Annotated in this window: 16 protein-coding genes and 1 pseudogene; 6 read left to right on the forward strand and 11 right to left on the reverse strand. The window is 74.4% G+C overall.

Translation table 11 applies throughout. From position 1 onward, the window contains the following. Complete coding sequence (locus ACFW01_RS27165) at positions 1–906, reverse strand: LysR family transcriptional regulator (RefSeq protein WP_384507528.1); 906 nt, start codon at positions 904–906, stop codon at positions 1–3. A gap of 145 nt (positions 907–1051) precedes the next feature. On the opposite strand from ACFW01_RS27165, the gene ACFW01_RS27170 reads away from it, so the two are divergent. Next, positions 1052–1255 carry a hypothetical protein gene (locus tag ACFW01_RS27170; RefSeq protein ID WP_384507531.1) on the forward strand — a complete coding sequence of 68 codons (204 nt, stop codon included), beginning with the start codon at positions 1052–1054 and terminating at the stop codon, positions 1253–1255. Positions 1256–1276: 21 nt separating this feature from the next. On the opposite strand, the gene ACFW01_RS27175 is transcribed toward ACFW01_RS27170, so the two are convergent. From ACFW01_RS27175 to ACFW01_RS27195, 5 genes are all read right to left on the reverse strand, one after another. Beyond that, on the reverse strand, positions 1277–2227 hold the full coding sequence (locus ACFW01_RS27175) for a TerC family protein (protein WP_384507534.1): 951 nt from the start codon (positions 2225–2227) through the stop codon (positions 1277–1279). A 114-nt stretch (positions 2228–2341) separates the two neighbouring features. Then, on the reverse strand, positions 2342–3361 hold the full coding sequence (locus tag ACFW01_RS27180; RefSeq protein ID WP_384507537.1) for an RNA polymerase sigma factor RpoD/SigA: 1020 nt from the start codon (positions 3359–3361) through the stop codon (positions 2342–2344). Positions 3362–3419: 58 nt separating this feature from the next. Continuing rightward, positions 3420–3845, reverse strand: a complete 426-nt coding sequence (locus ACFW01_RS27185) for a CBS domain-containing protein (protein WP_234955634.1) — start codon at positions 3843–3845, stop codon at positions 3420–3422. Next, positions 3842–4315: a PPC domain-containing DNA-binding protein gene (locus ACFW01_RS27190; protein ID WP_384507541.1), complete on the reverse strand. Its 474-nt coding sequence runs from the start codon at positions 4313–4315 to the stop codon at positions 3842–3844. The genes ACFW01_RS27185 and ACFW01_RS27190 overlap by 4 nt, the downstream gene beginning before the upstream one ends. 237 nt (positions 4316–4552) lie before the next feature. Then, on the reverse strand, positions 4553–6544 hold the full coding sequence (locus ACFW01_RS27195; RefSeq protein ID WP_384507544.1) for a BTAD domain-containing putative transcriptional regulator: 1992 nt from the start codon (positions 6542–6544) through the stop codon (positions 4553–4555). Positions 6545–6715: 171 nt separating this feature from the next. On the opposite strand from ACFW01_RS27195, the gene ACFW01_RS27200 reads away from it, so the two are divergent. Further along, the gene (locus tag ACFW01_RS27200) at positions 6716–7594 is read left to right on the forward strand and encodes an alpha/beta fold hydrolase (protein ID WP_384507547.1); all 879 of its coding nucleotides are present in this window, start codon (positions 6716–6718) and stop codon (positions 7592–7594) included. A 111-nt stretch (positions 7595–7705) separates the two neighbouring features. Next, positions 7706–9100 carry an MFS transporter gene (locus ACFW01_RS27205; protein WP_384507550.1) on the forward strand — a complete coding sequence of 465 codons (1395 nt, stop codon included), beginning with the start codon at positions 7706–7708 and terminating at the stop codon, positions 9098–9100. Between the two features lie 243 nt (positions 9101–9343). Here ACFW01_RS27205 and ACFW01_RS27210 read toward each other — a convergent pair whose 3' ends face one another. Both ACFW01_RS27210 and ACFW01_RS27215 read right to left on the reverse strand, forming a co-directional pair. After that, positions 9344–10423, reverse strand: a complete 1080-nt coding sequence (locus ACFW01_RS27210; RefSeq protein ID WP_234955622.1) for a hypothetical protein — start codon at positions 10421–10423, stop codon at positions 9344–9346. 78 nt (positions 10424–10501) lie between these two features. Continuing rightward, complete coding sequence (locus ACFW01_RS27215; RefSeq protein ID WP_234955619.1) at positions 10502–10930, reverse strand: VOC family protein; 429 nt, start codon at positions 10928–10930, stop codon at positions 10502–10504. 259 nt (positions 10931–11189) lie between these two features. Here ACFW01_RS27215 and ACFW01_RS27220 point away from each other — a divergent pair, with 259 nt between their 5' ends. Together ACFW01_RS27220 and ACFW01_RS27225 are read left to right on the forward strand one after the other, a co-directional pair. After that, on the forward strand, positions 11190–11561 hold the full coding sequence (locus tag ACFW01_RS27220; RefSeq protein WP_234955618.1) for a winged helix-turn-helix domain-containing protein: 372 nt from the start codon (positions 11190–11192) through the stop codon (positions 11559–11561). After that, complete coding sequence (locus tag ACFW01_RS27225) at positions 11558–11872, forward strand: hypothetical protein (protein ID WP_234955616.1); 315 nt, start codon at positions 11558–11560, stop codon at positions 11870–11872. The genes ACFW01_RS27220 and ACFW01_RS27225 overlap by 4 nt, the downstream gene beginning before the upstream one ends. A 122-nt stretch (positions 11873–11994) precedes the next feature. On the opposite strand, the gene ACFW01_RS27230 is transcribed toward ACFW01_RS27225, so the two are convergent. Together ACFW01_RS27230 and ACFW01_RS27235 are read right to left on the reverse strand one after the other, a co-directional pair. Next, entirely contained in the window at positions 11995–12420 is a 426-nt protein-coding gene (locus ACFW01_RS27230) for a PPOX class F420-dependent oxidoreductase (RefSeq protein WP_234955614.1), read from the reverse strand. A gap of 77 nt (positions 12421–12497) precedes the next feature. After that, a pseudogene (locus ACFW01_RS27235) lies at positions 12498–13415 on the reverse strand (NAD(P)-dependent oxidoreductase); the annotation flags it as partial. A gap of 323 nt (positions 13416–13738) precedes the next feature. Here ACFW01_RS27235 and ACFW01_RS27240 point away from each other — a divergent pair. Next, positions 13739–14203 (forward strand): type II toxin-antitoxin system PemK/MazF family toxin, encoded by a 465-nt coding sequence (locus ACFW01_RS27240; protein ID WP_234955610.1) that lies wholly within the window; start codon positions 13739–13741, stop codon positions 14201–14203. A gap of 18 nt (positions 14204–14221) precedes the next feature. On the opposite strand, the gene ACFW01_RS27245 is transcribed toward ACFW01_RS27240, so the two are convergent. Further along, positions 14222–15046 (reverse strand): TIGR02452 family protein, encoded by an 825-nt coding sequence (locus tag ACFW01_RS27245; RefSeq protein WP_234955608.1) that lies wholly within the window; start codon positions 15044–15046, stop codon positions 14222–14224. Positions 15047–15219: the final 173 nt, after the last annotated feature.

The following is a 15219-nucleotide window of genomic DNA, read 5'->3' on the forward strand; positions in this document are numbered from 1 at the left end:
TCAGGCCACCGCCGCGGCGGCCAGTGCGCGCAGTTCCGCCAGCGCCTCCGCGACCGCCGGCCACCGGTGGCCACCGCTCCGTGTGCAGGTCAGCAGCTTGCGGTGCGGGCGGTCCGCGCAGGGCACCCGGACGATCGGCAGCTCGGGGGTCAGCTGGGCCAGCCGGGGTATCAGCGCCACGCCGAGCCCGTGGGCGACCAGGTGGGCGGTGACGTTCCAGTCCAGCGCGTGGTGCACCACGTCGGGGGTGAAACCGGCGGCCCCGCACGCCGACATCACGTGCGGGCGGCAGGGGCTCTGCGGCACCGGCGCGATCCACGCCTCGTGCGCCACGTCGGCGAGGTCCGCCCCGGCCCGTCCGGAGAGCGGGTGGCCCTCGGGGACGACCAGGTCGAACGGATCGTCCAGAAGCGGACGCTGGTCGAAGCGCGCGTCCGACCGCGTCGGGTTGGACGGCGTCGCCTCCACCACCGCCAGGTCGCTCTCCCCCTCGAAGAGCAGGTCGAAGCTCTCCGCCACCTCGACCTCCCGGACCCGGACCGACAGCCGGGGGTGCCGTTCGCGCAGCCGCGCGGCCATGGGGGCCAGCAGCACGGAGACGGCGACCGGGAACCCCGTGACCCGCAGCGGCCCGGCGGGGGCGCCCTCCCCCGCCCGCAGATCCAGTTCGGCCTCGTCCCAGCGGGCCTCGATGGCGTCGGCGTGCGCGAGCAGGCTCTCCGCGGCCGGGGTGAGCCGTACTCCGCGCCCCTGCGGTTCCAGCAGGTCCACGTCCAGGTCCCGGGCCAGCTGCCGGATCTGCTGGGAGGCGGCGGAGGGGGTGAAGTGCAGGGCGCGGGCGGCCGCGGTGACGGTGCCGTAGTGGGAGACGGCCCGGAGGACGTGCAGCCTGCGCAGATCAATCATGAAGCGCACGCTTCACGGTGGTGTCCGTAAAGTCAACCTGGACGTGAACGGACGAGGAGCCGCACTCTGGCTGTGTCGCGGCGGTCGACGCCGCGTCACATACCGCCGACCCCACCGGCGGACCACCGAGGCACGAGGAGTAGCCATGCCCTGCACGACCGGTGTCGTCTGCCCGCACTGCGGGTGGCCCGACGGTGCCGAGCCCTTCCAGGTGCTGTCCGCGCATCCCACCGCGGCGGGCGGCACCCTGTGGACCCGGTGCGCCTGCGGTTCGCTCCAGGCCCGCGTGGTCGACGGCGGCGGCAGCCGCGTCGTCTCGCGCGGCCGGCCGTCGCGGGCGGGCCGCTGACCCGCCTCCCGGGCCCGCGGACTAGGTCTGCTCCTGCCGCCACGCGGCCCACAGGCTCGTCGCCGTGGTGATGGCGAGGACGAGCACGATGAAGCCGAGCGAGAACGGGATGCTGATCTCGGGGACGTGCACGCCGGACTCGTGCAGGGCGTGCAGCACCAGTTTCACGCCGATGAAGCCGAGGATGACCGACAGGCCGTAGGAGAGGTGGACCAGCTTCTTCAGCAGGCCGCCGATGAGGAAGTACAGCTGGCGCAGGCCCATCAGGGCGAAGGCGTTGGCCGTGAACACGATGTACGGGTCCTGGGTCAGTCCGTAGATCGCGGGGATGGAGTCGAGCGCGAACAGGATGTCGGTGAAGCCGATGGCGAGCATGACGACCAGCATCGGCGTCATGACCCGCCGGCCGTTCTCCTCCACCCACAGCTTGGTGCCGTGGTAGCGGTCGGCGACACCGAAGCGGCGCTCGATCGACTTCAGCAGCTTGTTCTCCTCGTACTCCTCGTCATGCCCGCCCTTACGGGCGTCCTGGATCAGCTTCCACGCGGTCCAGATGAGGAAGGCCCCGAAGATGTAGAACACCCAGGAGAAGGCGGAGATGATCGCCGCGCCGGCCGCGATGAAGGCGGCGCGCAGGACGAGGGCCACGATGACGCCGACCATCAGCACGCGCTGCTGGTACTGCGACGGCACCGCGAACTTCGCCATGATCAGGACGAAGACGAAGAGGTTGTCGACACTGAGCGACTTCTCGGTGATGTAGCCGGCGAAGAACTCGCCGCCGGGACCGCCGCCGCCGACCAGGATCAGCCCCACACCGAAGAGACAGGCCAGGATCACCCAGACGGCGGTCCAGATCCCGGCCTCCCGGATCGACACGTCGTGCGGCTTGCGGCCGATGAAGAAGTCCGCGGCGATCAGGACGCACAGGCCCGCGACGGTCAGCAGCCAGACGCTGAGGGAGACGTTCAACCGGTGCTCCTCGGACGGGCGGGGACGGGAAGCGCGTACGGGTTCTCCGTCAGGTTGTTTCCGGGATGCGGTCCGGGCAACCCCGGCCGCGCGTCCGGCCGCGCACCGGTGTGGTCAGCTCGCCCAGTCCAGCAGGCGCTCCCGGGTCTCGGGGGCGCGCAGACGGGCCAGCGAGGCCTTCTCCAGCTGGCGGACGCGTTCCCGGGTGAGGCCCACGTGCTGGGCCACCTGGTGCAGGGTGCGGGGGCGGCCGTCGTGCAGGCCGTAGCGGAGGCTGAGGATCAGGGCCTCGCGGGGTGCGAGGGTGCCGACGGCCTCCCGCAGCTCCGCCGCGAGCGCCTGGAACTCGGCGACCTCCGGGGCCCGCAGCACCTCGGTGTCCGGGATGAGGTCGCCGACGACGGTCTCGCCGGTCTCGTCCACCGGGGTGTCCAGGCTGACCGCGTCCCGTCCGACCCGGCGCAGCCAGACGACCTTGTCGACGTCGATGCCGCTCTCGGCGGCGACCTCCTCGATGGTCGGCTCGCGGTCGAGCCCTGTGCGGAGCCCTCGTTCGACCTTGGCGAGCTTCTGGAGCTGCTCCACGACGTGGACCGGCAGCCGCACCGTGCGCGCGTGCGTCGCCAGGCCCCGTTCGATGGCCTGCCGGATCCACCAGGTGGCGTACGTGGAGAACTTGAAGCCCTTGGTGTGGTCGAACTTCTCCACGGCCCGGATCAGCCCGAGGTTGCCCTCCTGGATGACGTCGAGGAGGGGCAGCCCGCGGTGGGCGTGGCGCTTGGCCATCGACACGACGAGCCGCAGGTTGGCCCGCACCATGTGGTCCTTCGCCGCCTGGCCGTCGTGGACGGTCTCCTCCAGCGCGCGGCGCGTTCCGGGCGTGGGGGCGGGTTCGCCGGTGTCGGCCGACTCCAGTTCCTCCCTGGCCCGGACGCCGGCCTCGATGCGCACGGCCAGCCGTACCTCGTCCTCGGCGGTCAGCAGAGGTGTCGCGCCGATCTGGCTCAGGTACTGGCCGAGCAGGTCGGGTTCCTCGTCGGGTTCCGGGATCCGGCTGCGCAGCCGCGCGGTGCGGGCGGTGGCGCGGCGGTCCTCCCCCGAATCCGCCCGGGGGGTTCGTGCCAGGGGGGCCATGTCGCTTCCTCCGTCCCTGCCCGGCGCCGGTCCGTCGCGCTGCCGGCGCCCGGGTACGTCAGTGGCCGGGTGCGGCCCGGCTGATGTCCGCCAGCGGGGAGTGCGGGTCGTCGGCGGTGGCGAGGTCGCCGAGCGTGACCACGCCGACCGGGACGCCGCCGTGCTCGACGACGGGGAGCCGGCGCACGGCGTGGTGCCGCATCAGTTCGGCGGCGTGGCCGGTGGTGTCGTCCGGGTCGAGGGTGACGACGGGCGGCGGCGTGCACACCGCGCCGACGGTGGTCTCGTCCGGGTCCCGGCCGTCGGCGACACCGCGGATCACGATGTCGCGGTCGGTGAGCACGCCGAACAGGTCGCAGTCGTAGGTCACCAGGACGTCGCCGACGTCCTCCTCCCTCATCAGCCGGGCGGCCCGTGCCACCGTCGTCATGGGCTCGACGGCCACCGCGGCCGGTGACATCACGTCTCGGATGCGCCGTGTCATGATCGCGCCTCCTGGGCGTCGCTACGGGGTTGCGCACGGCCCGGGTCGATCAGGGCCAGGCCGATGTCGGGGTGGTGGGTCTTGGCCAGTTCGGCCGGGCTGTCCCGCACGACGACCTCCAGCGTCGGCCAGACCCGGCCGGACAGCAGGTGCCCTCCGCGAGTGGAGCCGTCGGAGAGGCCGAGTACGGCGTGCAGGTGCGGGGTGGGTCCCTGGTCGGCCACCGCGACGTCGCCGATCAGCGACAGCACCTCGCACTGCTCCTCCACCGGGATGCGCCGGTAGTCCTTCGCCCGCCGGTCGAACCAGCCGACGACCGCCTCGGAAAAGGCGCCCACGGCGGTGACCTGGGACGCTGTGAGCGACCGGTCGCGGGCGAAGGCGCCGAGTCCGGCGACCGCGTCCTCGCCGGCCTCCAGCACCACCACGTACACCGCCGACGGACCCCCCTGCACCTGCTGCCACTTCATGCGCACCGGGTACCCGACGCGCATCCGGGCAACCGGGCGACGGCCGGCCGCCTGGCCGTCGGCGGTCACCGCGTCAGGGGCCTGCCGCGAGGTCCGCCTCCAGGGCCCGCGCGGCCGCTTCGAGCGTCGCGTGCGGCGCAACGCGGTCCTGCGGAAGCGGGGACGTCCACGACTACGGCTTCACGGACTGGGTGTACGGCCGCACCGCGCTGACTCCCGACGAGGAACCCGCGATGTTCACGCCGATCCCCCTGTCCCCAGCGCCCGCCTGATCGCCGCGAGCCAGTCGTCGACCGGCCCGAAGGTGAGCAGCCCGCTGCCCGCGCCCGCGAGTTCGCCGGACGCGGGCAGCAGCCGTGCGTGGGTGCGCTCCAGGGCCGCGCGGTCGCCGAGTCGGAGGGCGAGCGCGGCCTCGGCGCAGCACAGTGCCTCGTACAGGAGGTCGGGCGGCGGCTCCGTCAGGGCGGCGAGGGCCGTTCGGGCGTCGGCGGCGCGGCCGTCGGCGAGGAGGGCGAACGGCTCGGCCCACGGGCGGTACGGCCCCCAGTCCGCGCCCGGGTCCACCTCGGCCGCCCTTCCGTGGGCGAGGCGGAGGCCGAGCAGGGCGAGGGGCAGCAGTCCGCGTTCTAGGCCGGGCATGCCCGCGCCGTCGAGCCGGGTGGCGGCGGCGCGGTAGGCGGCGGCCGCGGTGTCGTGCGGGCTGCCCGTGGCGGCCAGGCGCAAGGCCCGGTACCAGTCGGTGAAGACGGCGACCAGCGGCCGGTCGTGCCGTGCGGCCAGGCGGTCCACGGCCGTGGCCTGCTCGTCGGCGGCGGTGAGGTCGGCGAGGGCCGAGCGGGCCTGGAGGCGGATCAGGTGGCCGAGGACGGTGTGGTTGACCAGGCCGTGCCGGGTACCGAGGGCGACGAGTTCGGCGCCGAGGGCGTCGCGGCGGGGGGCCAGCCCGGCTCTGGTGCAGGACTGCATGAAGACACCGTTGAGAGCGAAGGCCAGGAGCGCCGGATCATCCAGGCGGCGGGCGACGCGCTCGGCCTCGGCCGCCGCGCGCGGCCCGCGCTCGGACCGTACGCCCCGGGACTCCAGGGCGACGGTGGCCAGGAGGCGGCAGCGTGCCGCGTCGGCGGTGGCGTCGGCGGGCAGGGCGGCGAGGGTGCGTTCGGCCGCCTCGACGATCCGGCGGGCTCCTTCGGGGTCGTCGCCGCGGGTCCAGACGGCGGGGACGTCGTAGGCGCCGATCACCCGGGCCGTCAGCTCCGCGTCGCCCGTCTCCTCGGCCGCCGCGATCGCCGCCGTCCGGTGCTCCCGGGCGGCCTCCAGACCGCCGCCGCCGGTGACGGCGAGGGTGCGCAGCAGGCCGACGGTGGACTCCAGACGGGCGTGCGCGCCGGCGGCGACGGTGCGGTCGTACGCCTCGGTCGCCGCCGCCCACAACCGGGCCGCCGCGTCCGCCGGTTCACCGGGCGGGTCCAGTTCCGGGTCCTGGGCGAGGACGCGGGCCTCCAGGCGGCGCAGCCGGGGGCCGGGGTCGAGCCCGAGCTGTCCGGCCAGCCGGCCGCGGGCCCGGCGCAGTACGGCGAGGGCGTCCCCCTGACGGCCGGTCCGGTACAGGGCCAGGGCGAGCAGGCGCCATGCCTCCTCGCGCCAGGGGTGCCCGGTGAGGTGCGCGTCCAGGTCGGGGACGGCCTCGGCGGCCCGGCCCAGCTCCACGAGCAGCTCCGCCCGGCGTTCCACGGCCCGCAGCCGCAGTTCGGTGAGCCGGGAGCGCTCGCCGCGGGCCCACTCCGCCCCGCTGAACTCGGCGTACGCGGGCCCCCGCCACTCCTCCAGGGCCGCCCGGAGCCGCTCCGGGGCCTGGGCGGCGGGCCCGCGGTCGGCCGCGGCGACGGCCGCCTCGAAACGCCACGCGTCCACGGAGTCGGGCGCCGCGCGCAGGGTGTATCCGGGGCCTTCGGTGACCAGCAGCCGGGCCGGGGCGCGTGACGGGCGGTCGGGCTCCAGGGCCCGGCGCAGGTCCCCGACGAAAGTGCGCAGCGCCCCCACGGCTCGCGGCGGGGGTGCCTGGGATGTCTCCCACAGGTCCTCCACCAGGCGGGCGACGGGGACGACCCGCCGTCGGGCCAGGACCAGCCGGGCCAGTACGGCGCGGTGCCGGGGACCTTTGAGGGCGAGCGGGTCGCCGCCGCGTTCGGCCGTGACCGGTCCGAGCACACCGAACGTGACCGCTTCCATGTTCCGTCCGCTCCGATCCGCCTCGCCTGTGCGGGCACCACGGTACGCGTGCTGATCGGTTGCTGATCCGGGCCCGGCAGGCTCGGAGGCAGTCACCGGCACGACGTACGGCGGAAGACAGGCGTACGGCAGAAGCCATGGCGTACGGCACGAGAGAGGCACGGCCCACCCATGACACCGACCATTCCCGACTTCGCCCACGACCGCGTCACGGTCGCCGACGGTGTCGCCCTGCACGTGGCGGTCGGCGGCTCCGGCAGCCCGGTCGTACTGCTGCACGGCTTCCCGCAGACCCATCTGATGTGGCGGCACGTCGCCGCCGGATTCGCGGCCGACCACACGGTCATCTGCCCCGACCTGCGCGGATACGGCGCCAGCGACAAGCCGTCCGATCCCGACGGCACCGCCTACTCCAAGCGGACCATGGCCGCCGACGTCGTCGCCCTCGCCCGGGCGCTCGGGCACGAGCGGTTCGCGCTGGCGGGGCACGACCGGGGCGCGCTCGTCGCGGTGCGGGCCGGGCTCGACCATCCCGAAGCGGTGACGCACCTGGCGGCGCTGGACGTGCTGCCGACCCTCGACATGTGGGACGTCCTGCACGGCACCACGGCCGCGGTCGGCTTCCACCTGTATCTGATGGCGCAGCCGCCGGGCCTGCCGGAGCAGCTCATCGGCGCCGCGCCGGACGCGTTCTTCGGTCACTTCCTCGACGTCTGGACCCGCGACCCGGGGGCCCTGCCCGCCGACGTCCGGGCCGCGTACCTCGAGGCGTCCCGTGAGGCGGTGCCCTCCATCGTGGCCGACTACCGGGCCTCGGCCGGCATCGACGTCGAGCACGACCGGGCCGACCGGGAGCGGGGCAACAGGCTGCGGATGCCGGTGTCCGTACTCCAGCAGGACTGGGGTGCGGCCCTCGGTTACGACGCCGCCGCGTTGTGGCGGGACTGGGCGCCGGACCTGTCGCACGACACCGTCGACTGCGGGCACTTCATGGCGGAGGAGGCGCCCGACGAGGTCACGGGGGTGCTGCGGAAGCTGCTGGCGCGGTAGGGGGACGCCGGGGCGCTGACGGCTCGACCTTCGCCTCCCGTCGATGCACAACAGCCAGTTGTGCTACTTCGCTGGTCGGTTGTTTGATCCGGGGGGCGTCCGCTCGCTTGGATGTCGGTCGTGACGGAATCGGGCGTGACGGAATCGGGTGCGGCGGGATCGGGCGCGACGGGACCGGACGGGACGGGCGGCAGGTCGCTGGGGCGGGGGTTCGGGTGGCTGTGGGCCTCGTACACCGTCAGCACCTTCGGCACGCGGCTCGCGTTCGACGCCTTCCCGCTGATCGCGGTCCTGGCCCTGAACGCGGGTCCGGCGCAGGTGTCGGCGCTGGCGGCGGCCGGTCTGGCGGTGGGCGCGGTGGTGGCGGTGCCGCTGGGTCCGTGGGTGGAGTTCCGGCGCAAACGGCCGGTCATGATCGCGACGGATCTGATCCGGTGCGCGGTGCTGCTGACCGTGCCGGTCGCCTTCGCGTTCGGGCGGCTCGGCTTCGCCCAGTTGCTGGCCGTGTCGGTGGTCGTCGCCGCGGCCGACATCACGTTCCGGGCGGCCGCCGGTTCCTGTCTCAAGTCGCTGGTACGGCGGGAGGACCTGCTGAGCGCGAACGGCCGCTTAGAGGCGACGAGCTGGACCGCGACGATGCTCGGGCCGCCGGTCGGCGGGGCCGCCGTCGGTCTCTTCGGGCCCGTGGTGACGGTGGCGGTCGACGCGGCCGGTTATCTGCTGTCGGCGCTGGGCATCCGTGCGATCGGCCGCGGGGAACCGCTCCCCGGGCACGCGGGCCCCGCCCGGACCTCCCGGCTGCGGTCCAGGGATCTGCTGGAGGGGTGGCGGTACGTCCTCACCTCACCCGCGCTGCGTCCGCTGTTCTTCAACACGGTCCTGGTCAACGGCCTCATCATGGCGACCGCGCCGCTGCTGGCCGTCCTCATGCTGGGCGATCTGGGCTTCGCGCCCTGGCAGTACGGGCTCGCCTTCGCGGTGCCGTGCGTCGGCGGCCTGATCGGCTCCCGGCTGGCCGGACCGCTCGTGGCGCGCTTCGGGGAGCACCGGGTGCTGGTCACCAGCGGGGCGCTGCGCGTGTGCTGGCCGGTGGGGCTGGCCTTCGTCGGCCCGGGTGTGCCGGGTCTGGTCCTGGTGATGGCCGTCGAGTTGGCGCTGATCACGTCGGTGGGGGTGTACAACCCGGTGTTCGCCACCCGCCGGCTGGAACTGACCCCTCCGGACCGGGTCGCGCGCACCCTGACCGCCTGGACGGTCAGCGGCAAGCTGACGACCGCGGCACTGACCGCCTTGTGGGGCCTCCTGGCGGCGCTGACGGGCCTGCGCACGGCGGTCGCGCTGGCGGGCGTGCTGCTCCTGGCGACGCCTCTGCTGCTGCCACGCCGGGGCGCGGCATCCGGAGCGGAGGCGGGCCAGGGCTCTGACCCGGCCCCGGCCCCGGCCCCGCACGCGGGCGGGAATCCGGACCCGGGACGGGGGGCCGGTTACCCGGGCCCGGTCGCGTAGCCCCGCCGAGGACCGGGGAACTCCCGGCGGGCGGCGGCAAACGGGGCGGACGGTCGTAGCCGTACGCGACCGCTGCCGCCGCGCGACGACGGCGCCGACCGCGACAGCGGAACCGCCCCGGGCTCACACCCGGCAACGGGCTCCCCCCGACCCGGCGGCACAGCCAGCCGAGCACGACCCCACGACGACGTCGCCCGAGCGCGGCACGCGCAGGATCCCGCCCAGAGCCGGCAGCCAACTCCCCTACGCAGGCGGCACAGGCCGCCCCAGAACCGGGAACTCCCGTCGCGCCGCGGCGAACAACGCCGGGCAGTCCGAGCCGTACGCCACCGCCGCCGCGAAGACCGCGCCGATCGCGGCACGCAAGGGGTCCGGGTCGGCGGCGGCGCGCAGCGCGGGCAGGGCCATGGGCCGCCGCAGTGGGCTGCCCTGGCAGTCGGTGGACGGGTCCACCGCTGCCGCGGCGATGCGCTCGTCGGTGAAGAAGCGGTCCCAGACCTGGCAGGGGTCGTCGAACGGGGGCGGCAGGGGCTCTCCCCGGTCCAGCGCGGCCAGCGCGGCCGATATCCAGCCGAGGTCGGCCAGCCCCGCCACGGTGATGGCGCGGTGCGCCGCCCACCGCGCGAGACTCCGCTGCGTCGCCGGACTCGCGGCGTCGACGGCGTCGAGGAGGTCCCGGTCCAGCGGTACGAGCCCGCGCGCGTCGGCGCCGACCTCGCGCACGCGGCGGCTGGGCAGCCGGCCACCCCAGGAGCGGACCTCGGCGCGCTCACGCTCGGACGGCTCCCCGCAGCGAGGGGCGGGCAGCGCGCGGGCGTACCGGTGCCGGTCCCGGGCGCTGCGCGAGGTCTGCCGGACGACCAGGTCCGCGGCGGGCGGGGCCGGCCAGAACTGGAGCAGATAGTGGCCGACGGGCCCGGCGGCCGCGGTGGCGCGGAGGTCGGCCGCCCCACCCCGGTCCAGACCGCGCCCGCAGTAGCGCACCCGGTGGTCGGCCGGTGGCAGGTCCACCTCGCACAGCGCCGCGTGCCCGCAGGGCAGGACGGCCGTCGACGCGGAGACCGGCCGGAAGGACGCCTCCACGACCTCCTCCCAGCCGTCGTCGAGGGGCGGTGGCGCCCGGTGCACCTCGACGGTCAGGCCGACCCTCCCGGTGCACGGCCCCGTGTCCAGCAGGAGACAGCCCGGGACGGCCGCGCCGCACAGACCGTTGGTCTGCCCGGCGCAGGCCTCCGACGGCCCCGGGCCGTACGGGTCCCGGCGGCTGTCCACGTGGAACCGTCCCTGGACGACCGGCAGTTCACCTCGGTACACCGTCCGCACGCCCCATCCCCCTCACATCCGGTACATCCGGCTCCCTTGAGCCACCAGTATGCGGAGGGGGACTGACAACGGGCCGGTTCAGCGGGCCCCGGGCACGTCCTCCGTGACGCCGTTCAACGGCGAGGAGGGGTCGCTCCCGTAGGGGCGGGTGAAGGCTTCCATGCCGTGCCCGGACGGGTCGGCGAAGTACACGCCCCGACCGCCGTCGTTGCGGTTGATCCGGCGCGGGTGCCGACCGTGCGGGTCGGCCTGGATGGGGACCCCGTCCGCAACGAGCCGGGCGAGGACGGCGTCGAAGTCGTCCTCGGAGACGAGGAACGCGTAGTGCTGCACGGGGATGTCGATGTCGACGGTGGCGAAATCGAGGGTGACGCCGTTGGCGGTCGTCACGGGCAGGAACATTCCCGCCGGTGCGCCGACCTCCAGACCCAGGATTCCGGCGAGGAAGTGCGCCGACCGCTCCCGGTCGCGGGAGAGAACGATGGTGTGGTTGAACTCGACTGACACGGGCCAATGCCTCCACGGGCATCCGCGGCGCCTCCATGCCTCACCCGGACGGTGACCGGCACGCGATGCCGCGCGGTGGATCTTATATCCCCGATCCGGCCCCGGGGCACCCCTCCTGTGTCCCCCATCCGTCCCCTACTCGACCCCGACCTGTCCCCGACTTGTCCCCGAGTTGTCCCCGAGATGTGTCAGGAATCTTTGACACGTCTCCGCGCCCCCTGTCAGCCTTCACTGACAGGTACGAAGGAAAGGGGCCGCGATGCCCGAGGTCCCACCTCCGGCACCGACCGGCGACGAGCTGCTCAAGGTGCTCTCCGCACTCGGCAACCCGCACCGCATGCGGATCGTCGCGGCGCTCCTGGAGAGCAGGAACTACGTCAGCGCGCTGGCCCGGCTGATCGGCATGGGCCGCCCGCTGCTGCACATGCACCTGCAACGGCTGGAAGCGGCGGGGCTGGTCGTCGGCACGCTGGAGGTCGGCGAGGACGGCAAGTCGATGAAGTACTACGACGTCACCCCGTTCCTCTACGAACTCACCCCGCATGTCGTCGCGCAGGCGGCCGCGACGCTCACCGAGACCACCGACCCCGACCGCACCGCCGGCCGGACCGCGAAAGAGGATGCGAAGTGAACGAGGACGTGGTGACTCTCGCCGCAGGAGCCGAGGAACTGGGGGTCCTGGTCGGTGCCGTGGGCGCGGCCGGGTTCTTCGGTCTGATGATCGTGATCGTCTGGCAGGTCGCGGCCACCTGGCGGGCCCGGATGCTGGCGGCGCGCGAGGAGCAGTACAAGGAGCTCGCCACGAGGTACGCGCGGCTCCTGGAGGACACCGTGGAGCTGCAGCGCCGCACGGAGGAGGAGCAGCGGCAGACCCTGGACGAGCTGACGCAGACCCGGCTCGCGGTCGGCTCGATGGAGAAGATGATGCGCGAGATCGAGTAGCCGCCGCGGAAGTACGGCCGGGAGAGCGGCAACTCCCGGCCGGACCACGGCGGAACACCCCGGACGCCGAGCGGCCGCGACGGGTGCGGGTGGGCGCCCGCACCCGTCGCGTGCCGCAGGGGTCAGCCGGACGCCTGGTCGCTGTCCTTCAGCGAGCCCCAGCCGTGCCAGCGCTCCACCTCGATCCAGGCGCTGACCCGGGGGCGCTCCCGGTTCGGGTACGGCTTGCCGGTGTACTGCGTGGAGAGCCGGTCGATGCCCGTGAGGTCCTCGTCGTCGCGCATCTCGGTGACGCGGCCGATGAGGGTGACGTGCGTGTACCAGTCGTCGTCCGCGAGGACGGTCAGGGTGACGCGCGGATCGCGGCGCAGGTGTCCCAGGCGGACGCGCCCGGCGTCCAGGTTGACCAGCACGCGGCCGTCGTCCTCCCACAGGTACCAGGTGGCCGTGGAGACGGGCGCGCCGTCCGAGCGGAGGGTCGCCATGACGGCCGGGTTGGGACGGCGCAGCAGTGCGACGGCCTCGGGCGGCAGCGGTGGCTTGGACATGCGGGCTCCTTCTCGTCCTGGTGTGCGCCGAGATCTGCTCGGCGCCGCGGTCTCACGTTCTCCGGTACCCCGGGCGCTCAGGGGGACGACTTCTCCTCGAAACTGGCGAAGTAGGCCGCCGCCATGTCCTCGTCGCCGTGCCCCTGCGCGGCGGCGCGTGCCAGGCGGTCCGCGCCGGCCGCGGCGAGGTCCAGGCGGACGCCGTTGGCCTCACCGGCCTCGACGATGAGCCGGGCGTCCTTCTCGGCGGTGCCGACCGCGAACTGGGCGGGTGTCAGCGCGCCGTCGCGGATGAGGCCCGCCTTGGCACGCAGATAGCCCATGTCGAGGGGCCCGCCGGCGATGGCGTCGAGGAAGGCGCCCGGGTCCACGCCCAGGGCCTTGGCGAGCGAAAGGCTCTCGCCCGCCGCGTTGTTGACGGCGAGCACCCAGCTGTTGGCCACCAGCTTCAGCCGGGTCGCGCTGCCGGCCGCGCCGTCCTCGCCGGTCCACACGGTGCGGGAGCCGACGGCGTCGAACACCGGCCCCACCCTGTCCCGGGCCGCGGCCGGACCCGCGGCCAGCACCAGCAGCTGACCGGCCTCCGCGGGCTGCCGGGTGCCCAGAACGGGCGCGTCGACGAAGAGGAGGCCGTGCGCGTGGGCGAAGGCGGCCAGGTCGGCGACCGCGTCGACGCCGGCGGTGGTGGACTGCGCCCACACCATGCCGGGCCGCAGACCGGGGACGGCGCGCCCCATGACGTCGAGCGCGGCCGGGCCGTCGTACAGCATGGTGAGGACGACGTCCGCGCCCCGTACGGCGTCCTCGGGGTCGGCGGCGACGTACGCGCCGTCGGCGGCCAGCGGCTCGGTCTTGTCCCGGCTGCGGTTCCAGACGCGGACGGTGTGTCCGGCGCGGGCGAGGTTGCGGGCCATCGCGGCACCCATGATGCCGGTGCCCAGGACGGTCACGGTGAGCTGGTCGGTCATGACGTCGCTTTCTGACTCGTACGGTCGCGGCCACGCCCCCGGGCGGCGGAAGCGGGGGCCCGGTGATCAGCCTGCCACCCGATCACGGGCGGCGCCGACCCGAGGCGGGCGAGCCGGGGACCACCCGCCGGCGACCGAAGGGCGACGACCGGAGGCCGGGGCACGGCGACCGGAGGCCGGGGCGGCCGGGAGCACCGCGACCGGGTGGGGCCGACAGGCCACGGCGGGCAGCCGGGGCACGACGAGCGGCCGACGAGCCACAGCCGACGGCACCGCGGCACCACGGGCGACCGGGACCCGCCGCGGGCCCCCTCCACACGCCCGCGGCGGCGACCCGTACGGTACGGCCCGTGAGCGCCTCTACCGACGACATCGACAGCGACGGTGACACCGTCCCCGGCCGTTGCGGTCCCTCCGCGACCACGCAGGCCGACCCGCGGAGAGTAGGCCGGGTCCGTACCGAGTACTCCCCCGCGCACGACGGCGATCCCGATCCCGGTGAGATCGTCTGGACGTGGGTGCCCTACGAGGAGAACGACGGCAGAGGCAAGGACCGGCCCGTCCTCGTCGTCGCGAGGGAGGCGGCCGGCACCGTGCTGGCGGTGCGGTTGTCCAGCAAGCGGCACGACGGGGACCGGGACTGGGTGCCGATCGGGAGCGGGCCGTGGGACCGCTCCGGACGGGACTCGTGGGTCGACGTGGACCGGGTGCTGAGGCTGCACGACGCGGGCATGCGCCGCGAGGCATGCGCCCTGGACCGGATGCGGTTCAACCTCGTACGGCAGCGGCTCCGGGAGCGCTACGGCTGGAGCTGAGTCGCTCTCGGCCGCCGGTCACCCGCCCTCGGGGAAGGCGCGCGCGAACGCCTCCCGGACCGTGGAGCCCGGCGTGCGGTCCAGGATGCCGAACGTCACCCGTTCGAACGCGGTGGCGAAGCGTCCGCCGGGCCCGAGCAGCGTCCGGAACGCGCCGGCCACCTGAGCCGGGTCGTTGCGGAACACCCCGCAGCCCCAGGCGCCGAGCACCAGCCGCCGGTACCCGTGGGCCACGGCCGTCTCCAGAACCCGCTCGGCGCGCACGGACAGGGCGGCCGGCAGTTCGGCGGCGCGTTCCGGGGCCGTGCGCAGCACCACGCCCGCGTTCGGCGCGGCGGCGGTCAGGAATCCGGCCGGGTACGGCTCGTCGAGGAGGCGGCCGCGGTCGTCCCGGAAGACGGGCACGGCCGGGGAGTGGATGACGCGGTCCGTGTAGAACGGGTCGCGGTGGGCGCGGTGGTGGTCGTAGAACTCGCGCGCCCGCAGCAGGCAGGTGTACAGCGCGGAGCCCCGGCACAGGGCCTCCTCCTGCGCCTGGGCGCCGTTGAGGTAGCCGCCGCCGGGATTGCGGGCGGAGGCGAAATTGAGCACGGCGACCTCGCCGCCGAGCCGGCGGGCGGCCTCCAGGCTGCTCTCGCCGGTGACCTCGAAGACGGTCCGCACCGGGGTGGTGGGAACGCTCGGGCTCGGTGCCACGGGCTCCGGTCCGTACATCCGCGTGCCCTCGCGGGCCCTTTCGATCGCCGCGCCGACCGGCACCTCGCGGCCGTCCGCCGTGCGGTAGCTCCCGGCCGCCACGATCTGCTCGGTCTGCTGGGCGAGTCCCCGCAGGCGCGCGCTCACGGCGCCACCCCCGTGGACGCCCTGACCACGCGCCGCGCGGTCTCCCCCGTCGTGCTCATGCGGGAATCCTGGGTGATGCTGGTGGTGCGTCGCAACGGAGTTTTGCTGTCGGCAGACGCCGGGGAAAGCCCCCGGAAACAACCGGGTCGCGGGCATTACCGATCTGGAACGTC

This window comes from Streptomyces sp. NPDC058985, from assembly GCF_042740985.1.
Taxonomy (GTDB): Bacteria; Actinomycetota; Actinomycetes; order Streptomycetales; family Streptomycetaceae; genus Streptomyces.